This window comes from Aeribacillus sp. FSL K6-8394, from assembly GCF_038008865.1.
Lineage (GTDB): Bacteria > Bacillota > Bacilli > Bacillales > Aeribacillaceae > Aeribacillus > Aeribacillus composti.
Genome location: NZ_JBBPAA010000001.1, coordinates 1,965,540 through 1,987,584 on the forward strand (window position 1 = coordinate 1,965,540; position 22,045 = coordinate 1,987,584).

A 22,045-nucleotide genomic window follows, 5' to 3' on the forward strand; every position below is an offset into this window, starting at 1 on the left:
TGAAAATAGGAGGGAAATCAATGGAATTTTTTATTGCTGAAGAGGTCAAACAACGAATTCCTCACTTTAAAATAGGCTTAATTGAGTATGATCATATTCAAGTATCCGAATCCCCCCAAATGTTAAAAGGGAGACTTCGTTTCTTTCAAGAATCTATTTTTTTCGATCTAGAAAATAAAAATGCAGCTGAATTAGACGGCATTCGAGAATGGCGGGAAGTCTTTAAGCGTGTTGGCACTGATCCTAATCGATACCGCCCATCCAATGAGGCTCTTTTTCGCCGCGTTCAAAAACAGCAATACTTACAGTCTATCCATTCAGCCGTTGACTTAAATAATTTTTTCTCCTTGAAATATGAAATTCCGTTAGGCATCTACGACCGAAACAAAATAAAAGGATCTATTACGTTAAAAATCGGTGAAAATGGCGATTCATATGATGCCATCAACGGCCGCCAAGTAAATTTGGAAAATAAACTAGTAACCTGTGATGCAAACGGACCTTTCGGAAGCCCCTATGTTGATTCCAAGCGAACAGCAGTACAGCTTTCAACAACAAGCGCTTTACATATCGTTTATTTAAAGCCATCGATGCGGACAGAAGAAGCAAAAAAATTACTTGAAGCGATGGCCAACATGTTTGTTCAAATTCACGGTGGAGATGCTCGCCAACAAATTTTCGCTTAAGCCTCTCCCTTTTCTTTCTTTTAATGGCATGGCAGCCATATACAAAATTTCTATAATGAAAAAACGCAATGCTTCGTTTGCTTATAAAAACGAAACACTGCGTTGATGAATGATATGTATGGAGCGGGTGATGGGAATCGAACCCACGACATCAGCTTGGAAGGCTGAGGTTTTACCACTAAACTACACCCGCATACATTATCTCTTTTCTATTAAGATGAAAAACACGCATTTGTCATGCCTCTTCCTCTTCCAGCTTATTCGAGGAAGTAGATGCGTCGAGGCAACTCGATGCTTATTCATTGAAGCATCGCTCGTGGCTGAGGTTTTACCACTAAACTACACCCGCATACATTATCTCTTTTCTATTAAGATGAAAAACACGCATTTGTCATGCCTCTTCCTCTTCCAGCTTATTCGAGGAAGTAGATGCGTCGAGGCAACTCGATGCTTATTCATTGAAGCATCGCTCGTGGCTGAGGTTTTACCACTAAACTACACCCGCATACATTATCTCTTTTCTATTAAGATGAAAAACACGCATTTGTCATGCCTCTTCCTCTTCCAGCTTATTCGAGGAAGTAGATGCGTCGAGGCAACTCGATGCTTATTCATTGAAGCATCGCTCGTGGCTGAGGTTTTACCACTAAACTACACCCGCATACATTATCTCTTTTCTATTAAGATGAAAAACACGCATTTGTCATGCCTCTTCCTCTTCCAGCTTATTCGAGGAAGTAGATGCGTCGAGGCAACTCGATGCTTATTCATCGAAGCATCGCTCGTGGCTGAGGTTTTACCACTAAACTACACCCGCATACATTATTTCTTTTTTATTAAGTCGAAAAACACGCATTTGCCATGCCTCTTCCTCTTCCAGCTTATTCGAAGAAGTAAATGCGTCGAGGCAACTCGATGCTTATTCATCGAAGCATCGCTCGTGGCTGAGGTTTTACCACTAAACTACACCCGCATACATTATTTCTTTTCTATCAAGACGAAAAACACGCACTTGCCATGCCTCTTCCTCTTCCAGCTTATCGAGGAAGCAGATGCGTCGAGGCAACTCGATGCTTATTCATCGAAGCATCGCTTGTGGTAGCCGTAATGCAATGACGGGTTTTATTATAGCAAAGCGAAAATGACGGTGCAATGGAAAAATGTAAAAAAAACGACATTTTTTTATGTTTTTGTCGAAATTGTGAACAAAATAGATACAAAGCTGTCCATTTAACGCCCTATACCGCTGAAAAAAGCATTAAATCAACAGTTTTTCTTATTTTGTTCATATATTTACAAAGCTGGTGGTAAATGTCCAGCGTTTAAATGTAAACTCCGAAATCATGGCAAGCTTAGATAACAGTTAGATTGAACCCCTCAGTCATTCCTTCGCAAACTAAATTTATCAACCAACATAAAATACTAAGAGCTGAGAAGATTCCTATAAAATCAGAGTAACTATACCTCAAAAACTACACCATTTTGATTCATTGAAAAATGTGATGAACGCACTTATCCCATATTTTTTAACTTTCTATAGCACTTTCGTGACTACAGCTCCCATACCTTGCCCATTTCAGAGCTGTCAAGGATTTTTTCAAAGATAAATATACGCTTATCCGGTGGATCAAAAATCTGCCTTTTTTATATTACTATAAACAACTTGCTCTTCTAAAAATTCAGATGATGAATCGTTAAAAGAATCGAGTAGGAGGGGGTGACTAACCCCCGACCTCTCACACCACCGTACGTACGGTTCCGTATACGGCGGTTCAATTAAGATAATTGACGCAAGTCTTTATAACTTCCGTGAATAGCTGTTCTCTTTATGCCAGTGGTCACTCCACCCTCCAAGAGGTCTCCCACGGGATTCACCGCTTCCTCCCTCAAGTGAGGTACTACGTTTTCTGTGTTCATCATGACACACTGAATGCCAAGGGCTATTCTCTCTTAATTGTTCGGTCCTTCTTAGTTGTTCTAGACCAACTAATACTATGACCTCTGCTGACTTCTGACGGTTCAGCTACTTATCACTAAGTAGGTTATGAAGAGTACTTCACATATCCGCCAGACCTCCCCGGGTAAGAGTGTAATCTTTCCTTCCATCCATCTGCTTCATTTACTCTGTATCACCTTCGGCAGAAAGGGCTTTGTTTTGTCTTGCAAACTCACCCAGTGATACCTAGCCTCATATGAAGTTCGTGTTCCTCAGACCGGAAGTTTGCCGCTCGCTTCCTTCAGATTCCGCGTCACCACGGACACCCTTGCGTTAAGCTAACTGCTACTTCTGCCTTCGCAGCTCGGGACTTTCACCCTATAGATTACACCCATGCCGGGCGCACAAGTAAAAAATCGACGTTCAAAAACGCCGATTTTTACCTTATTTTTTCAACATTTCAAACACTTGCTCGACATCCTTATCCCCCCTGCCGGAGAGATTAACGATCACAATATCCTCCTTGCTTAGCTGCGGGGCAAGTTTCATCGCATATGCTACAGCATGTGAACTTTCAAGAGCAGGGATGATTCCTTCTAGCTTAGATAATTGCTGAAAAGCTTCCAAAGCCTCTTTTCCAGACACCGTAACATATTCTGCCCGTCCGGTTTCCTTCAAATAGCTGTGCTCTGGACCAATTCCAGGATAATCAAGCCCTGCTGCAATAGAGTAAGTCGGCATTGGATCATTATTTTCGTCAAGCAAAGTTAAGCATTTAAATCCGTGAATAACAGCTGGAACACCTTTCGTAAGCGTTGGTGCCTCTTCCGGCTCCACTCCTATTAATCTTACGTTTGGTTCGTCCAGATAATGCGCAAAAGCTCCGATTGCATTGCTTCCTCCTCCTGCACAAGCAATCACAGCTGTTGGAAGCTTCCCTTCTTTTTCAAGAATCTGCTTTTTCGACTCTTCACTAATAACCGATTGAAAATGCTTGACAATTGTTGGATACGGATGCGGGCCGACAGCAGATCCAAGCAAGTAAAACGTGCTTTGGTAATTTTCCACATAATCAGCTAAAGCTGCATCCACCGCATCCTTCAAACGTCCTTGTCCTTTTTCAACCGGTACTACCTTTGCACCAAGCAGCTCCATCCGAAACACATTTAATGCCTGCCGCTCTGTATCGAGCTTGCCCATATAGATGGTGCATTCCATTCCAAACATCGCACACGCGGTTGCTGTTGCAACACCGTGCTGTCCAGCACCCGTTTCTGCAATGATTCTAGTAGCCCCCATCCGTTTGGCAAGCAAGATCTGTCCAATTGCATTATTGATTTTATGTGCTCCGGTATGATTTAAATCTTCACGTTTTAAATAAACTTTCGCGCCCCCGAGCGCTTCTGTGAAATTTTTCGCATATGTCAGCGGATTTTCTCTACCGACATATTCTCTTAAATAATATGCCAATTCTTCATTAAACGTTGAATCGTTTTTAAATTTTTCGAAATTCTCTTCCAGTATGTCCAATGCTCTTTGCAAATCCTTTGGAACAAAGCTTCCTCCAAATTGGCCAAAATAACCCTTCTCAACTGTTTGCTGACTCATCTTCTTACTCATCTCCTCTAAACTTTTATTCAATTATAGCAAAACATGTTCAAATCAAACACTTATTTTTAGAATTTCTGCCGCTTATTATTTTGCATAGTTTAGCTCCCAAACTACACCGAATTTATCGATTACCACACCATATTTTGAATTCCAAAAAGTATCTTGCAATTCCATTTTGACCTGTCCGTCTTTCGCTAATGTTGTAAAAATTGAATTTATTTCATCTTCTGATTCCAAATCCAATGTCAGCCATATATTGTTCCCCTTCGTCACCGGTGAGAAAACATCGGCAAAATAAAGTACACAGGATTCGTTAATATGCAGCTCGGCATGAATATATTTTCCTTCGTGGCCTTTAAACATTTCTTTTCCATCGGATGTCTCTACATTTTTAAGTTCTCCTCCAAATACTTGCTGATAATATTGCAACGCTTCCTTACAGTTATGCAAATAAATATGAGGGATTATTTTTTTCATCTTTTTTACCCGCCTTTGCCAGATTGTAGGGATAAACATTCTTCTCGTCCATTTTACCATAAGGGAATGACACCTTGTTTTTAAGAAGAGGAGTGCCTCCTGTTTCTGTGTAATGATTCAACATCGCATTTTCCTAGGGCCAAGCTACAATCTTTTTTGAAATAGAGCATTACTAGAAACAATTGAAATATTCTAAAATATAAAATGGAGTTAAAAAGCACAGCGTGATGCAGGTTACCTGCTCCGAAATTGCTCTTCAAATTGGTAAACAAGAAACATCTTGTTATATTGTGTAATCTTTCTTAACGAGATACTTAGCAAAATATTCAAATTATGTAAAAATCAATTTGGAGGACACACTCATGAAGAAGAATGACTACTTTCATTCGAAAAATTACACCGGGAATCATTTACATGTAGACAACTTTAAAGATGAATTTTCCCCTTTCATCGAAGGAATTGCCTGGGAAAGAACTGATGGTACAATGGATTTATTTTTTGATGATTTAAAAGAGGAAGAATTTCAACAATTATTTGTAAATAAAGAACATTATTATGATAAATTCAAAGGTGTGTTCGTAGATAATGTTCAAACAAATGAGGAAGCGTATGAAAAATTTCGTCAATGGGTGGATGAAGTACTGGAACCGTTTAGAAATGGCCAAAAATAAGCAAATGTTCCATTGAAATGCATTTTGCAAAATTCCCCCATATTTTTACTACAAATGAAAGAAGGGATCCTATCACATGAAAAAAGACAGTTGGAATGCAGCTTTGTATGATGCAAAACATTCATTTGTTTCCAAATTTGGAGAGCATTTGCTTGATCTGTTGGAGCCAAAAAAAGGTGAACGTATTCTTGACCTCGGCTGCGGTACGGGAGATTTAGCCTGGAAGCTTTACGAATTAGGAGTTGACGTCGTCGGAATTGATAAATCAGAAAATATGATTAATCAGGCTAAAGCAAAATACCCCGGTTTAACCTTTGAGGTGAAGGATGTTCTAAATCTTGGATACCGCAACGAGTTTGATGCCGTTTTCTCCAATGCAGTTCTTCACTGGATCAAGCCGCCAAAACAGGCGTTAATCAATATATACCAGGCCTTAAAGGAGAACGGCCGTTTTGTAGCGGAATTCGGAGGCAAAGGCAATGTCAAAATAATTACCGATGCCATCCGAAATAATTCAATAAATTGGGCATGGAGGAATTAGCAGACCAATTTCCTTGGTATTTCCCAAGCATTGGTGAATATTCATCGTTGATGGAAGAAGTGGGGTTCCGTGTCGTGTTCGCCCAGCATTTTGACCGTCCAACGCCATTACATGGGGAGAATGGGGTAAAAAATTGGATAGAAATGTTCGCTGGCAGCCTGTTTAACAGTTTGACAAACGAAACAAAAAATCTTATCTTCACAAACGTGGAAAACAACTTGAAAAACGTCATATATAAAAATGGCATCTGGTTTGCCGATTATAAGCGAATTCGTGTCATCGGGATTAAAGAATAACACGTAAAGAGGCGTCTCATATCTTCGCGAATTGTTGAATCTAAAAGAAAGTGAACAATATGTAATTTTCTCAAAAAAATTTTGGAAAAAGCTAAATCTCCAAGAGCTTAAAGTTGCTTCTTATTTTCTCTTGATTTATGCTCAAATTAAAGGCTATTAGAATAACAGCTAAGAGCCTCCATATATTGACAGAATATAAAAATGATGATAGCATAAAGCGAACTATTTCAATAAGATTTATATGTTTTTTTAGAATCGTAGAAAGGAGCATAGTAGTACATGAGCAAAGTTGTAATTATCAATGGAAGTCCGTTTCCATCATCAAGATTAAATGGATTAATCCAATATGCTGAACAGCAATTGCAGCAAAAAGGAATTGAGATTGATTACATTCAAGTAGCACAGCTGCCTGCGGAAGATTTAATCAAAGCAAAATTTGACAGCGAGGCGATTCTGAACGCCAACCAAAAAGTGGAACAAGCTGACGGAATTATCATCGCAAGCCCAGTGTATAAAGCAGCTTATACAGGCGTATTGAAAACATACCTTGACCTACTTCCGCAAAAAGGGCTTTTGGGCAAAACAATACTTCCGTTGTTTATCGGTGGCACATTGGCTCACCTTCTATCTATAGATTATGCGCTAAAACCAGTGTTATCCACAATGGGAGGCAGATTTATTCTAGGAGGCGTTTATGCCGTTGATGCCTGGGTAACCAGAGAAGAAAATGAACAATACAGCTTGTCTGAAGAGCTGGTGCAAAGATTGGACGCAGCAGTAGAGGAATTTGCGAATGCTTTAAATGGACAAAAAGCATGATCAGCTCCTAATCGAAACTCAGAGGTTTTTTTGTTCGTTCTTGATTTCGCAAAATTGCCGCTAGTAAATTAAAAGCAGACTGCCCGTACGGTGCAATCTGCTTTTTTCATTATTATTGTTAATGAAAAATGAAAGCATTTTGAGTAAAATATTGAATTTTCCTTTATACAAGATGAAGATTAACGCCACTATTTTCCCATTTTTTGATTTCAATCTCACTTAATTCAGAGCCTATAATTACCGCATCAATTTGATTTGGACTGGCAACAGTATGCAAAGCAATCCTTCCTACTTTCGTATGATCCGTTACAACATAGACGCTCTTCGCAGCTTTTATCATAGAACGCTTCGTTGCAGCAATCTGTTCATCAAAATGAGTAAGGCCAAATTTGTGATGAAGGGCTGGCGTTCCGATGAATGCTTTGTCCACATGGAGATTGCCTAACACTTCATCAGCAATGAGTCCATTTAACATATAGCTTTCCGGATATAGCGTACCACCTGTTACAATAACTTTAATCCCATTTGAAAAACGCAACTTTGCCGCAACATTTATATCGTTTGTAATCACTGTTATGTTTTTTCTATCTAATATCGCTTCAGCAATATGAACGGTCGTTGTTCCTGAGTCTAGTATAATATTTTCGCCATCTTGTATAAACTGTGCAGCACGCATGCCAATTCTTCGTTTTTCCTCGAACTGAACGGTTTCCCGATCCTGAAAAGACGGCTCCGATTTTACTTTATCTTCCTCAATGACAACGCCGCCATGGGTCCTTCTCAATTTTCCCTCTGATTCTAATAGCGACAAATCTCTTCGAATCGTTGCCTCATGGACATGAAAATATACAGCCAATTCAGCCACAGTAGCAAATTTCTTTTCCTTTACGTATTCTACTATTTTTTTTTGCCTTTCAAGAGCTAACATAGTCGAACTTCCTAACAATTTAAATTTTTCTATTCTTATATTATTCTCTTTTCTTTAGGAATTCAATCGACTATGTTTTTTCAGATCTTGTTATTTCGTTTCTTCAGGCAATGTAATAAATTTGGTTAATATAGCGCTTACAAAATAAAGTATTGCCAGCACCCAAATAACTCCTGCATTTCCTATTGAACCAATTAACAGGCCAACGATAGCAGGACCAACAAAAACAGGCAAACCAGCGCCTAAATTTAGAACAGACATTGCAGCTCCTTTGTCCTCTTTCACCAACGAAGGTACTAAAGCAGACAACGGAACATATCCCGCTAACAATCCGCCCCATAAAATGGCTACTAAGCCAACGATCCAAATATTACCATTAAACCACTCTGGAAAATCATATATAGCTAAAGTAGTAACTCCGCAGCCAATACCGCCAAAATACATGATGGTATTGCGCCAGCCAATTTTATCCCCTATATATCCAAAAAATAGATTAAATAAAATATTGCTTGTAAAAATTGTCCCCCAAATAGCCAACCATGTAGATGTTGGAATTCCGTGTCCAGCAAGATAAGTAGGCAAAAAAACAGGAAATGCAAACTGCGCAGTAGTATTAATGACACGAACAATGCCGCCTAATAATACTTTCGGCTCTTCCTTGACAATTGTGACACCTTTTATTAGCTCATATAATTTTTCTTTTGCAGAACTTCCTTGATTTGGTTCTAATTTGTCTTTATTAACTATTAATGCGATTATCGCCCCTAATACGACCCAAAAGATTGATGACCACAACGTAGTATAGTGCCCAAATAATTTGATTGCAACTACGGAATAATAAGCCCCTAAAACATTTAAACCTCCTGTAAATACAAACCAAAACCAGCCGACAGCTGTTCCGAGACGCTCCTGATCGGCACGGTAAGCAATCCATACTAGGAAAGAGTATGCAAACAGCGGGTATCCCAAGCCCCTTAATGCATAAAACGGAACCATCCACCAAATATTCAAATTCGGCAGCCCACAACTCAAAAATCCAATTGTTCCCAGTATATAAAATAACACCCCTAGCCACATCGTTCTTTTTGTACCAAGCGCTTCAACTAATACTCCGGACAGCCACGAAGAAACAGCGACTGTCACCCCATAAGCCGAAAACAATAGGCTAGTTTGCTGAACTGTAAATCCTTGATCAATTAACCAAGGACTTAGCCAGCCAATTTCCAGTCCATCTCCCATCATGAAAATTAAAATCCCTAAATAACCCCATGCAATCGAAGAAGGTATACCTAATTTTTCAGTCCATTTCACTCCAGTTACTTGTGTCATTATTTTACACCCCTTTTATTTAGTTCCATGAAAAAGATAAATATGTTTTTTTCCACCCTTTATGTTCAGCAGCTTCATCCATTGCCTTTTTTAAATCTTCTGCGTTTCGGATTGCTATGCTTTTTTCCGGTATCAACTTAGAGAGAGTTTTCTGATAATCTTCATTTAGAAATGCTTGCATCAAAGTTTTAAAATCTTCACTTGAACTTCTGGAACTTCCGTAAAGCTGCAACCCTTTTTCTAATACATCTCTTGTATTAATTGGTACACGCTGCTCTGTCACCCCCATTAAAATCAATTTGCCTTCAGGCTCCAATAAATCAATCGCTTGGTTGATAGCGCTTTCGCTAAACTTGCCACCTGTGCATTCAATTGCAACTGTCACCCCTTTAGCTTCTAAAAAAGGAAAATCGTTAACTAAGTGTACAGTGGCAAAATCAAACTGATTCAGTTTTTCTTCCACTGCTCCAAACACTAATAGCTGGCTTTTAGGAATATGAAAATAATGATATAGCATTGCGGCTGTTAAATATCCTACTGGTCCATCGCCGAACACAGCAATTTTCCCTTTATGAAAATCTTCTTCTTTCAAATGATTCAGTGCATGCAGTGAAACTGAGCATAACTCTGCTAATACAGCAATCTCATCTTTCAGCTTTTCTGGAATTGGTACAACATTTTCGCTTGGCAATACTAAAAACTCCTGACCAATGCCATCATATCCGCTTCCTAAAAACACTCCAGTTTTACAATAGTTATCTGCGACATTTCTCCTGCAGGATTCACAACAATCTTCTTTTTTCTTTTGTTCTAATCTGTAACCAGGGATGCTTGGCACAATTGCAACCTTTTGTCCAACTTGTATAAACTCATCTTTTGAAATGACTACTTCTCCAATCCCTTCATGAAATAATGCCATCGGAAGCTTTTGGTTAAGAGCTTCTTTTCTTCTTTTGCCGGTATAGTATCTTAAGTCTGCATGACAAATACTGGCTAAAATAGGCTGGACGACTACTTCACCTTCCTTTACTTTATGTTCAATAATTGTTTCTTTAAATTTTCCAGGCTCTATTAACCTATAAGCCTTTGAATGAATCACATCTGTCATCCTTAATCCTCCATGTTCATTTATGTTCTTTCTTGCTTGTTTTTGATTGTTTATAATGAATATAATCCGATATTGTTTAAATTGTCAATATAAATGAACAAAAATATGTTTATTTTTGCTCGATTATATTAATTTTTTGCTTGTAAATTTTATTTTATTAGTTTAATATAATCAGTACAATGAAAGCATTTTCATGGAGTGGTTGGTATGGAAAAATATACTATTGGAATTGATTTCGGTACTGAATCTGGGAGAGTTTTAATAGTAAACATTGACGATGGGTCTATTAAAGGACAATGTGTCATTCCATATGCGCATGGAGTGATTACAGAGATGCTTCCGACGAACGATGGGACGAGATTACCCAGGGATTATGCTCTTCAGCATCCGGGCGACTATTTAGAAGTCATTATGAAAGGAATTCCTCATGCTATAAAAGATGCAAATATCAGCTCTTCACAAATTATTGGTATTGGCATTGATTTCACCTCATCTACTATGGTCGCAGTAGATGAAAAAGGAAAAACCATTATGTTTTCACAAGGAATTTCAAAACAATCCCCATGCGTGGGTAAAATTATGGAAGCATCATGGACCGAAAAAAGAAACAGAAGAAATGTTCAAATTAGCTTCTTCACATAAAGAAAGCTGGCTAAAAAATTACGGCTACAACATTTCAACAGAATGGTTTGCAAAGATCGTGAAGTGTATGAAAAAGCTAGCTTATTTTTGGAAGCAGGAGATTGGATTGTTTCACAGTTAACAGGGAAAGTTGTCAGAAGCAATTGCTCGTTAGGCTTCAAAGCTTTTTGGAATGAAAACAGCGGTTTTCCCGTGCAATTTTTCGAAAAGCTCCATCCTGAATTTAAAAACATTGTTTCTTCAAAGTTAAAAGGTAAAATTGGATATATTGGTGAAAAAGCTGGGGTCCTCACTGATGAAATGTCAAGTCTTTTAGGATTGCCGAAAAATCTGCCTGTCGCCGTTGCCATTATCGATGCTCATTCCGCAGTATTAGGAGTCGGTTCATCCAAACCGCATCAATTGACAATGGTAATGGGGACGTCCACTTGCCATATTATGCTGAGCAAAAAAGAAATTCATATACCGGGTATTTCGGGAGTAGTAAAAAATTCTATTATCCCAAGATTATATGCATACGAAGCCGGACAATCCGCTGTAGGCGATTTATTTGGCTGGTTTGCAAAACAAGTTCCGGAATCATTGATGAAAGAAGCGAAAGAACAAGGAATTTCAGTATTTGATTTACTGGAAAAAAAGGCATCTCACCTAGAGCCTGGTCAATCTGGTCTCATTGCATTAGATTGGCATAATGGAAACCGATCTATACTTTCAGATGCAGATCTTTCAGGAATGATTGTAGGACTGACCCTCGCTTCCAAACCTGAGGATATCTATAGAGCATATATGGAAGCTACAGCATTTGGCGCAAAAATCATTATTTCAAATTATGAACAAGCAGGATTAAAAATTAATGAAATATTTGCTTGCGGTGGTTTGCCCCAAAAAAATGATTTACTCATGCAAATATATGCAGACGTTTTAAATAAAGAGATTATTGTTTCAGCCAGCGATTATACCCCTGCAGTTGGCGCTGCCATTCTTGGCTCTGTTGCAGCTGGCAAGGAAAATGGAGGATATGATAGCGTAGAAGAGGCTGTTGAAAAGATGAAACAACCAATTTTGAAAACTTACAAACCAATTCTCAGCCATGTAGAAAAATATAAAAAATTATTTCAAATATATCAGCAATTACACAATTATTTCGGAATTACGAAAAAAAGTTGGATGAAGGATTTAAAATCTCTTTAATCCGAACATGTCGCCCCAAAAAATATCTGCATGGAAGCATATCGTCAGTGCCGAAAGCAATATGATCATTCATGCTTGAGCAAAAACTGAACACTATATTTTTAGCAGGTTTCCCACTCGAACAACCTGCTTTTTCTTTTCACGCAACAATTCTGCCAATATTTTGTTCAAGTCTGCCAAAAATTCGGCAAAAATCTATTTTGTATTTTTCTAATATTCCGCAAATTAAGCGCTTTCAATTTTGGTACGGTTCTTGCATGATATAAAGTCGAAAAAAATGAAAGGGGTTGATTTGAGTGAAAGCAGCAGTAGTTAACGAATTTAAAAAAGCACTTGAAATTAAAGAGGTGGAAAGACCCAAACTAGAGGAAGGTGAAGTTTTAGTTAAGATCGAAGCATGCGGTGTGTGCCATACGGATTTACATGCAGCCCATGGTGACTGGCCGGTTAAACCGAAATTGCCGTTAATTCCGGGGCATGAAGGAGTCGGAATTGTTGTAGAAGTCGCAAAGGGAGTTAAATCAATAAAAGTGGGAGATCGCGTCGGCATCCCATGGTTATATTCTGCATGTGGTGAATGTGAATATTGTTTAACTGGTCAAGAAACACTTTGCCCGCATCAATTGAATGGCGGATATTCCGTTGATGGCGGATATGCGGAATACTGTAAAGCTCCCGCAGATTATGTGGCGAAAATTCCTGATAACTTAGATCCAGTTGAAGTAGCGCCAATTTTATGTGCAGGCGTAACGACATATAAAGCGTTGAAAGTATCAGGTGCTCGGCCAGGTGAATGGGTGGCCATTTACGGTATTGGAGGACTTGGTCATATTGCATTACAATACGCCAAAGCGATGGGACTTAATGTGGTAGCTGTTGATATCAGTGATGAAAAATCAAAATTAGCCAAGGATTTAGGTGCAGATATTGCAATCAACGGTTTAAAAGAAGATCCTGTCAAAGCGATACATGATCAAGTTGGCGGAGTTCATGCTGCTATTAGTGTAGCGGTGAATAAAAAAGCATTTGAACAGGCCTATCAGTCAGTGAAACGGGGAGGCACATTAGTTGTTGTCGGTCTGCCAAATGCTGATCTGCCTATTCCGATCTTCGATACAGTATTAAACGGCGTTTCCGTTAAAGGTTCCATCGTCGGTACAAGAAAGGACATGCAGGAAGCATTAGATTTTGCTGCTCGCGGAAAAGTCCGTCCAATTGTTGAAACCGCTGAATTAGAAGAAATAAATGAAGTATTTGAAAGAATGGAAAAAGGAAAAATCAACGGTCGTATCGTACTAAAATTGAAGGAGGATTGATGATGAGCTCAATTGCAGCCCCTAAATTAAAAGAAAAAGTTGAAAAGTTTTTATCCGGTAAGAAAAAAATGTATATAAACGGCAGCTTTGTTGAAAGCGCTTCAGGAAAAACATTTGACACTCCTAACCCTGCAACGGGAGAAAGATTGGCAACAGTTTATGAAGGAGATGCTGAAGATATCGACCGCGCTGTGAAGGCAGCCAGAGAAGCGTTTGACCGAGGACCGTGGTCAAGAATGAGCGCAGCAGAAAGAAGCAGGCTCATGTATAAACTGGCGGATTTAATGGAGGAAAATAAAGAAGAACTGGCTCAGCTAGAAACATTGGATAATGGGAAACCAATTCGTGAAACAATCAATGCCGACGTACCGTTGGCAATTGAACACATGCGTTATTATGCTGGATGGTCTACGAAAATTGTCGGACAAACAATTCCAGTCAATGGACCGTATTTTAACTATACACGTCATGAACCAGTTGGCGTCGTAGGGCAAATTATTCCTTGGAACTTTCCATTGCTCATGGCAATGTGGAAGCTTGGCGCCGCGCTTGCAACCGGTTGTACAGTTGTATTAAAGCCAGCTGAACAAACACCTCTTTCAGCTTTATATTTAGCTGAACTTATTGAAGAAGCCGGTTTTCCTGCCGGTGTTGTCAATATTGTTCCCGGATTTGGTGAAACAGCAGGTGATGCATTAGTCAAACATCCACAAGTTGATAAAATTGCCTTCACAGGTTCAACTGAAGTCGGAAAATTAATTATGGCAAACGCTTCGAAATCTCTTAAACGCGTTACGTTAGAACTAGGCGGTAAATCACCGAACATCATTTTGCCTGATGCTGATTTTTCAAAAGCAATTCCGGGTGCTTTAAATGGCGTCATGTTCAACCAAGGACAAGTTTGTTGTGCAGGCAGCCGCGTCTTCATTCAGAAGAAACAGTATGACAATGTTGTGGCTGATATGGTATCCCATGCAAAATCTATTAAACAAGGATTTGGACTAAAAGCAGATACAGAAATGGGACCGCTTGTTTCTTCCGAGCAGCAAAACCGAGTCCTTGGATATATTGAAAAAGGGCTGGAAGAAGGTGCTGAACTTTTAACAGGAGGACAAAAACCTTCCGAACAAGGGTATTTTGTAGAGCCGACTATTTTTGCCAACGTTGAAGATTCTATGACCATTTCAAAAGAAGAAATATTCGGACCGGTAATCGCTGCTTTGCCATATGAAGATATAGACGAGTTGATTGAACGTGCAAACGATACAAATTATGGATTAGCAGCAGGCGTTTGGACGCGCGATGTTACAAAAGCTCATTACATTGCTAACAAGCTCCGTGCTGGAACAGTTTGGGTAAACTGTTACAACGTCTTTGATGCTGCAAGTCCGTTCGGCGGATATAAAGAATCCGGCATAGGAAGAGAAATGGGATCCTATGCATTAGACAACTATACAGAAGTGAAAAGCGTCTGGATTGCCCAGAATTAATACAAAATAGGGGAGTGCTCGATAGGCCCCTAAATAATTCAAGTAGAGAAAAACAAATCGTTTTTCTCTACTTGATTTCGTATTTTTGTCTGAAAGTAGCTGGCGGATGCCGGCTACTTTCAATATGTTGTGGTAAGCAATGAATTGTTGCTTGCCACTTACATATTTTGTTTACCTTTTACATATTAAAAGGATTTTTTTATTTTTATATGGAATTATGTATTTATGGAAAAACTGTCAATGTTAAAGGGGGGACATAATGAACATTCATAAATTTGTCATGCCGGAGATAATATTTGGAAACGGTTCCATTTCTGAAGTCGGCAACTGCTGTTTACGTTTGGGCGCATCCAACGTGCTCATCGTCAGTGATCGCGGTATTTCGGAGGCCGGCTGGCTGGATGTAGTCATTGATAGCTGCGTGAAAGCCGGTTTAAAATACGAGACATTCATTGATATTACGGTTAATCCAAAGGATACAGAAGTGGATAAAGGGCGAAATATATATCTTAAATATGGATGCGATTCGGTGATCGGGATTGGCGGAGGCAGCGCTATTGATGCAGCCAAAGCTATTGCTCTGTTAGCGACAAATGGCGGAGTCATTCATGATTATGAAGGCGTCGACAAAATTAAGCATCCCCTCCCGCCTCAAATCATGATTCCTACTACAGCCGGCTCGGGATCAGAGGTTTCACAATTTTCTATTATTTTAAATACAGAAAAACAGAAAAAGATGACCATTATTTCAAAATCATTAATACCAGATATTGCTATTATTGACCCTGAAACACTCGTGACAAAAAGTTCCCATTTAACTGCTTCAACAGGAATCGACGTTTTAACACATGGGATTGAATCGTATATTAGTTTGGCCGCAACACCGCTAACTGATGTTCATGCCAAAAATTCTATATCGCTTGTCGCTAAATATTTACGGCCTTCTGTCGCCTCTAAATTAAATAAAGAGGCGAAAACCAATATGGCAATGGCAAGTTTACAAGCTGGAATTGCCTTTTCCAATGCCATTTTAGGAGCTGTTCATGCCATGTCTCATGCAGTTGGTGGCAGATATCCTATTTTGCATGGCGATGTGAATTCTATTTTATTGCCTCATGTCATGGAATTTAATTATTTAGCAAATCCTCAAAAATTTGCAGATATTGCGTATCTCCTTGGATTAAATGATTGCGACATATCGAAAATGGAAGCAGCCAAAAAGGCGATTGACCTTGTGAAGGAATTAATTCAAGATGTTGGAGCTCCGCAAAGGCTTTCTGAAATTCATGTAAAAAAAGAAGAAATTCCTCAAATGAGCTTAACTGCTTTAAATGATGCATGTATGATCACAAATCCAAGGGATGTCACTGTCGAAATTATTGAAGAACTTTTCAGAAAGGCTTGGTAGAAATGTTGCTAAAAGATCGGGAAGAAATGATCAGCAAGCTGACTGGCGTCCAGTCTTCTAAAAAAAGCTACTATAATGAATTGAAAATCATGGTTGAAGAGCTCAAAAAGAAAAACATGCAGCTAGAGGTGATAAATGAGGTAAATAGAAGCTTCAATATCGATATGTCAATAGATGAAATGCTCAAAAATATATTTGAAAAGCTAAAAGTTTTTTTTCCGCTTGAACGAATCAGCTTATCTTTATATGAACATGATAAGCTTACGCTAACAAATGTATATCCTCCCAATTCTTTATATTTTCCTATTGGATTTGTTTTTCCAAAAAAAGATTCTTTATATTGGCAGGCAATTGAGTCGTCACAAAAAATTTTTTACCAAATGAATAATGATCTTCATTATTTCATTGAAAAAAAGGCGTATCAATCATTAGGTATTCAAAGCGTCTTAGTCATTCCCCTCGTAAGCAAAGAAGCGGCTATCGGTCTTTTAAGCATTGGAAGCAAAAAAATCAATCATTTCGATGAATCGGACCTTGCGTTTTTTCAGCAGCTATCCGATCAAATTGCCGTTTGCATCGAAAATGTCCGTCTTTATCATAAAGTCTTAACAGCCAAAAAAGAATGGGAAGAAACGTTTCGTGCGGTATCAGATATGATGTTTATTACAGATTTAGAAGGAAATATATTAAAATCGAATGATTCTGCAAAAGAATATTTTAAAACCGATCTTATCGGACAGAATATACACAAGTTATTAGAAATCGATAAAAAGGAAGCTACTCAGGAAAAATATCTCTCAGTCAAAGAAAATATTATTGATGAGTTTCATTTAAAAAATCACGTCTTTGAATTCCGCTCATTTCCGATCTTTAATAGGAGGCATGAGGTTTATTCATATATCATCTACATTATCGATATTACAGAAAAACGAAAGATGGAGGCTCAACTAATTCAGTCTGGAAAATTAGCGGCTATTGGAGAAATGGCAGCCGGAATCGCACATGAACTGAACAGCCCTTTAACAGCTATCCTTGGCAATTCTCAGCTTTTATTAAGATCATTCAAACAGGACGACCGCTCCTACAAACTTTTATCAGACATATATTTATGTGGAAAAAGGTGTAAATCCATTATCCAAAATTTACTTACTTTTTCTCGTCAAGATGAATATGTGTTTGAAGAATGCTCTATCAATGAAGCGGTGGAACAAGTATTAGGAATTTTTAGCGACCAGTTTAAGCAACAAAATATCATCATTCAAAAAGAACTGGCTGAGCATATAGATCATGTGAAAGGAAATATTCAGCAAATCGGACAGATCATTTTAAACTTGTTAATTAATGCAAAGGATGCCTTGGAAGAAAAAAATATACCGAAGAAGATCATCAAGATTGAAACAAAAGAAATAATTGAAGACAACAAAAAATGGATCACACTGTCCATAACAGATAATGGAATCGGAATTCAAAACCAGCATTTGCAGGAAATATTTAATCCTTTTTTTACCACGAAAAGTCCAGGAAAAGGCACTGGACTAGGGTTGTCCGTTAGTTTAGGGATCGCTGAAACACACGGCGGTACAATTGTCGTGAACAGTAAATACGGAGAAGGCAGTGAATTTATTTTAAAGCTCCCAGTTAGACACGAATAGAAAGGGAGATGATTTGCAATGAAAAAGGTACTAGTAATAGACGACGAACGTGAAGTAGGAAACTTTTTTCGACATCTTTTAGAAGAAAAAGGATATGATGTAAAGGTAGGTTTGAATGCTGAAGATTTTTCCAACTTAATTTCGCTCCATTCCTTTGATTTAGCACTAATTGATGTAAAGCTGCCTGGTACAGATGGTCTTCATTTGCTTAAGCAATTAAAAACAGCTCATCCTTCCTGTAAAGCTGTCATTATGACAGGATACAGCACAGTGAAAACGGCTGTAGAGGCCATTAAGAATGGTGCAAATGATTATATTGAAAAACCGTTCGATGATATAAGCCAATTAGAGAAAACATTAGAAGATTTATTAAATAGCGAGAAATTTTCTTCACCAGCAAACACCGACAAACTGGCCGATACGATTGGATTTATTATCGGCAACAATAAAAAGATGAATGAATTAGTCAAGCTGGCGGAAAAAATTGCTAAGAAAAACATAAATGTATTAATTGAAGGAGAAACAGGAACAGGCAAAGAGGTGCTTGCCCATTTTATTCACAACATGAGCTTAAGATACGATCAACCATTTGTCCGAATAAATTGCGGAGCTGTTTCCGAAACGTTATTGGAGAGTGAATTATTCGGGCATGAAAAAGGTGCTTTTACTGGAGCCATTAAACAGAAAAAAGGAATATTTGAAATAGCCAATAACGGTACACTGTTTTTAGATGAAATTGGTGAAGCAAGCCAGGCCATTCAAGTACAGCTGCTAAGAGTACTAGAGACGGGGGAATATTTCAGAGTAGGCGGTGAATCGATCCGTAAAACGAATACACGGATCATTGCGGCCACGAATAAAAATTTGGCCGAGGCTGTCCAAGAAAAAACGTTTCGAGAAGATTTATTGTATCGTTTAGATGTAGTGAAATTAAGAATTCCCCCACTGCGAAACAGAATAGAAGATCTCCCGCTGTTTTTGGATTATTTTCTAAAAAAGATAAACGCTTCACATCTTACATTCTCAGATGAAAGCATTGAACTAATGAAAAACTATAACTGGCCGGGAAATGTAAGAGAGCTATTTAACATTGTCAAAAGAGCCGCAACATTGGCAGATGGAGAGACAGACATAATTACGCCAAAATATTTACCCGACAAATTAAAAACCAGCTTCAGCTTCCAACTAACAAAATTTCCAAAAGCTAGCACAGTTCATGATGATTTAGAAGCTTATTTATCGAATTGGACGAAACATATTTTATCGTTATGGAAGCAGCAAGATGACATCGACCTTGAACAAGTATTGGATTCCATTAAAGAATTAGAAAAACAAATTGGCCGATCATTTGTCCTCAAATCACTTAAAAAACATACAGGAGATCGAAAAAAAACAGCAGAAGCACTAAACATTACAACTCGGCAGCTACGATATTTGCTTAATGAAAAAGGGAAAATTTAAATTAAGCACTTTTTAAATAAATAAAAATTATTGTGAATGAGAATTAAATGCTGCCCGTAAGCTAAAACAAGCGGATCATGAAAGATCCGCTTGTTTTATTAACGCATTACTTTTATAGTGAAAAAATCAAGCAAGCTTGAAAGCCGAAAACTCACAGCCATAAAAGCTGATACGGCTTTTCTAAATATTTTTTCACCAGCCCGAGAAATTGGCTTGCCGGAGCTCCATCAATTACTTGATGGTCAAACGTTAAGCTGAGCGGCAAAATTTTTCTCTTTTGAATGGTATCTCCTGAAAATACTGCCGTATCCGCAGCTGTTCCTACTCCGAGAATGCCCACTTCCGGAGGATTCAAAATCGGGGTGAAAAATTCAACGCCGTAAGCCCCTAAACTGGTGATCGTAAAGGTCGAGCCGCTCATTTCTTCGCTGCTTACATTTCCTTCTCTTGCCTTCTTACTTAGTTCCTTGATATTTTTCGAAATTTCGTTTAAGGAAAGCTTGTCGGCATGGCGCAAAACCGGCACAACGAGCCCGTTCTCCAGTGCAACAGCAATGCCTAAATGCACTGAATCATACGTTTGAATCTGCCCATTTTCATACAAACTGTTCATTTGCTTTTGATTTCGCAGCGACAGAATGACCGCCTTGGCTACAAAGTCAGTAATAGTCAATTTTAAATTCTGCTCATCCTGCAGTTCGCTTTTAATCTTTTCTTGCAGTTCAAATAAAGAGGTCACATCGGCTTTCATATGAATCGTCAGCTGTGCTGTCTGATGCAGACTTGTAAACATCCTTGATGCAATCACTTTACGCATGCCAGTGACAGTTTTTACTGCAATATCTTCTTGCTTTTCCGCCGGCTTATTTGTCGAGATTACTACTTCTTGTTCAGGTTCTAAATGGGGGGATGCTTTTTTCGATTGAATCGCTTTTTCAACGTCCGCTCTTGTAATTCTTCCTTTTGGCCCTGAACCCGAAATACTGCTCAAATCAATCCCGGCTTCACGTGCTAGTTTTCGGGCGGCAGGTGAAACGCGAATTGTTGTTTGAGAAGATAAGCTTTCTTCTTTCAAAATGGTTGTCGCCACTTCTTGGGCAGCATCGTTCGTTATGTTGTTGATTACCTCCCCTTCTTGACCGATATAGCCAATGGCTTTTCCTACTTCCACTGTTTCATCCTGCTCGGCAGCAATCTCTAATAACACGCCATCTTGCGGTGCTTCGATATCCTTTTCAATCTTATCAGAGCTGATCACCACAACTGGTTCTCCTTTTTTTACTGGATCGCCCTTTTTCTTTAACCACTCTACTACCGTTCCTTCTTCCATGCTCATTCCCAGCTTTGGCATGATAATTTCAACTGTCATGTTTCATCTCTCCTTTGATGAATACTAGAAATGCTATGCGTGTTGATGTCTCCATTCATCAACACGCACAGCTTTTTATGCGGTCACGATCGCTTCGTCTCCAATTATTTCAGCCGCTGCCTTAAGCACTTTTTCCGGTGTCGGCAAGTAAAGATCCTCCAGCGCAGGCGAAAAAGGAACCGGACAATGCGGAGCCGTAATCAGCTTAATTGGTCCATCCAGATAATCAAATCCTTTATCTGCTACAAGAGCGGAAATGTCAGCAGCTGCACTGCAGCGAGGATTTGCCTCATCAATGACAATTAACCGGCCTGTCTTCGATACAGAAGATAAAATCGTTTCTTCATCAAGCGGGGACAGTGTTCTCGGATCAATTACCTCCGTTTCGACTCCTCTCGTTTTTAATATGTCGGCAGCCTTCAAGGCCGTGTGCACTTGCTTCCCTATCGCTACGATGGTCAAATCGCTGCCTTCCCGCTTGATATCCGCTTTTCCAAACGGGATCGTATAAAATCCTTCCTCTACTTCTCCTTTCAGGTTATAAAGTGTTTTATCTTCAAAAAAGATAACGGGATCATCGTCAAAGATGGAGGTAAGCAACAGTCCCTTCGCATCCGCCGGTGTAGAAGGAACAACGACTTTTAAACCGGGTATATGGGTAAAAAGGGCATACAGGCTTTGGGAATGCTGCGCCGCCGCTCGAAAGCCGGCACCGTGCATTGTTCGTATCGTTACAGGCACCTTCGCCTTGCCTCCGAACATATAACGAAGTTTTGCCGCTTGGTTCATAACTTCATCTAAGCAGCTGCCGATAAAATCGTTAAACATTAATTCGGCAATCGGTCTTAGTCCTGTTGCTGCGGCGGTAACTGCTGCACCAATATAGCCGGCCTCCGCAATAGGCGTATCCAACACTCTTTCTCTTCCAAACTCTTGAACAAGACCTTTCGTAACCCCCATTACTCCTCCCCAAGCTTCATCGTCCTGCAAATGATCCACATTCGCTCCTCCTGCAACGTCTTCTCCAAGTAAAATAACATTTTGATCTTTGCGCATTGCCAGCTTCATAGCTTCATTGACCGCACCAGAAAAAGAAATTTTTCTTGCCATTTTT

General features: G+C 39.0%; 19 protein-coding genes and 1 tRNA gene. 12 read left to right on the forward strand and 8 right to left on the reverse strand.

From position 1 onward, the window contains the following. Positions 1-20 precede the first annotated feature (20 nt). Positions 21-686, forward strand: coding sequence for a B3/B4 domain-containing protein (locus NSR00_RS09310; RefSeq protein ID WP_063387241.1), 666 nt, complete (start codon positions 21-23; stop codon positions 684-686). Between the two features lie 119 nt (positions 687-805). On the opposite strand, the gene NSR00_RS09315 is transcribed toward NSR00_RS09310, so the two are convergent. The 3 genes from NSR00_RS09315 to NSR00_RS09325 all read right to left on the reverse strand — a co-directional run bounded on the left by NSR00_RS09315 (position 806) and on the right by NSR00_RS09325 (position 4,710). After that, positions 806-879: transfer RNA gene (locus NSR00_RS09315), tRNA-Gly, on the reverse strand. A gap of 2,187 nt (positions 880-3,066) precedes the next feature. After that, on the reverse strand, positions 3,067-4,230 hold the full coding sequence (gene trpB / locus NSR00_RS09320) for a tryptophan synthase subunit beta (RefSeq protein WP_340788291.1): 1,164 nt from the start codon (positions 4,228-4,230) through the stop codon (positions 3,067-3,069). 87 nt (positions 4,231-4,317) lie between these two features. Further along, complete coding sequence (locus NSR00_RS09325; protein WP_063387239.1) at positions 4,318-4,710, reverse strand: VOC family protein; 393 nt, start codon at positions 4,708-4,710, stop codon at positions 4,318-4,320. A 362-nt stretch (positions 4,711-5,072) separates the two neighbouring features. Here NSR00_RS09325 and NSR00_RS09330 point away from each other — a divergent pair, with 362 nt between their 5' ends. The 4 genes from NSR00_RS09330 (at position 5,073) to ssuE (ending at position 7,037) form a co-directional block, all read left to right on the forward strand. Further along, positions 5,073-5,381, forward strand: a complete 309-nt coding sequence (locus tag NSR00_RS09330; RefSeq protein WP_340788295.1) for a hypothetical protein — start codon at positions 5,073-5,075, stop codon at positions 5,379-5,381. Between the two features lie 76 nt (positions 5,382-5,457). Continuing rightward, on the forward strand, positions 5,458-5,922 hold the full coding sequence (locus tag NSR00_RS09335; RefSeq protein WP_340788297.1) for a class I SAM-dependent methyltransferase: 465 nt from the start codon (positions 5,458-5,460) through the stop codon (positions 5,920-5,922). A 47-nt stretch (positions 5,923-5,969) separates the two neighbouring features. Further along, a complete protein-coding gene (locus NSR00_RS09340) occupies positions 5,970-6,218 on the forward strand; it encodes a hypothetical protein (protein WP_340788299.1) in 249 nt (82 codons plus the stop codon). 279 nt (positions 6,219-6,497) lie between these two features. Continuing rightward, a complete protein-coding gene (gene ssuE, locus NSR00_RS09345; RefSeq protein ID WP_340788301.1) occupies positions 6,498-7,037 on the forward strand; it encodes an NADPH-dependent FMN reductase in 540 nt (179 codons plus the stop codon). Between the two features lie 163 nt (positions 7,038-7,200). On the opposite strand, the gene NSR00_RS09350 is transcribed toward ssuE, so the two are convergent. From NSR00_RS09350 to NSR00_RS09360, 3 genes are all read right to left on the reverse strand, one after another. After that, a complete protein-coding gene (locus NSR00_RS09350; protein WP_066250948.1) occupies positions 7,201-7,965 on the reverse strand; it encodes a DeoR/GlpR family DNA-binding transcription regulator in 765 nt (254 codons plus the stop codon). Positions 7,966-8,055: 90 nt separating this feature from the next. After that, positions 8,056-9,294 carry an MFS transporter gene (locus tag NSR00_RS09355; RefSeq protein WP_340788303.1) on the reverse strand — a complete coding sequence of 413 codons (1,239 nt, stop codon included), beginning with the start codon at positions 9,292-9,294 and terminating at the stop codon, positions 8,056-8,058. 19 nt (positions 9,295-9,313) lie between these two features. Beyond that, a complete protein-coding gene (locus NSR00_RS09360; protein WP_117016928.1) occupies positions 9,314-10,402 on the reverse strand; it encodes an alcohol dehydrogenase catalytic domain-containing protein in 1,089 nt (362 codons plus the stop codon). 207 nt (positions 10,403-10,609) lie between these two features. Between NSR00_RS09360 and NSR00_RS18070 the strand changes: the two genes are divergently transcribed. The 7 genes from NSR00_RS18070 (at position 10,610) to NSR00_RS09390 (ending at position 19,562) form a co-directional block, all read left to right on the forward strand. Further along, the gene (locus NSR00_RS18070) at positions 10,610-11,044 is read left to right on the forward strand and encodes an FGGY family carbohydrate kinase (RefSeq protein WP_445659562.1); all 435 of its coding nucleotides are present in this window, start codon (positions 10,610-10,612) and stop codon (positions 11,042-11,044) included. A 42-nt stretch (positions 11,045-11,086) separates the two neighbouring features. Next, on the forward strand, positions 11,087-12,235 hold the full coding sequence (locus NSR00_RS09365; RefSeq protein ID WP_445659563.1) for a ribulokinase: 1,149 nt from the start codon (positions 11,087-11,089) through the stop codon (positions 12,233-12,235). Positions 12,236-12,531: 296 nt separating this feature from the next. Then, complete coding sequence (gene adhP, locus NSR00_RS09370; RefSeq protein WP_063387231.1) at positions 12,532-13,551, forward strand: alcohol dehydrogenase AdhP; 1,020 nt, start codon at positions 12,532-12,534, stop codon at positions 13,549-13,551. Positions 13,552-13,553: 2 nt separating this feature from the next. After that, the gene (locus NSR00_RS09375; RefSeq protein WP_063387230.1) at positions 13,554-15,041 is read left to right on the forward strand and encodes an aldehyde dehydrogenase family protein; all 1,488 of its coding nucleotides are present in this window, start codon (positions 13,554-13,556) and stop codon (positions 15,039-15,041) included. Between the two features lie 259 nt (positions 15,042-15,300). Then, complete coding sequence (locus NSR00_RS09380; protein WP_063387229.1) at positions 15,301-16,449, forward strand: iron-containing alcohol dehydrogenase; 1,149 nt, start codon at positions 15,301-15,303, stop codon at positions 16,447-16,449. 2 nt (positions 16,450-16,451) lie between these two features. After that, on the forward strand, positions 16,452-18,101 hold the full coding sequence (locus NSR00_RS09385) for a sensor histidine kinase (protein WP_340788306.1): 1,650 nt from the start codon (positions 16,452-16,454) through the stop codon (positions 18,099-18,101). An 18-nt stretch (positions 18,102-18,119) separates the two neighbouring features. After that, entirely contained in the window at positions 18,120-19,562 is a 1,443-nt protein-coding gene (locus NSR00_RS09390; RefSeq protein WP_063387227.1) for a sigma-54-dependent transcriptional regulator, read from the forward strand. A gap of 151 nt (positions 19,563-19,713) precedes the next feature. On the opposite strand, the gene NSR00_RS09395 is transcribed toward NSR00_RS09390, so the two are convergent. Together NSR00_RS09395 and NSR00_RS09400 are read right to left on the reverse strand one after the other, a co-directional pair. Then, a complete protein-coding gene (locus tag NSR00_RS09395) occupies positions 19,714-20,931 on the reverse strand; it encodes a dihydrolipoamide acetyltransferase family protein (protein WP_340788308.1) in 1,218 nt (405 codons plus the stop codon). Positions 20,932-21,006: 75 nt separating this feature from the next. Next, positions 21,007-22,041 (reverse strand): alpha-ketoacid dehydrogenase subunit beta, encoded by a 1,035-nt coding sequence (locus NSR00_RS09400; protein WP_063387225.1) that lies wholly within the window; start codon positions 22,039-22,041, stop codon positions 21,007-21,009. Positions 22,042-22,045 lie beyond the last annotated feature (4 nt).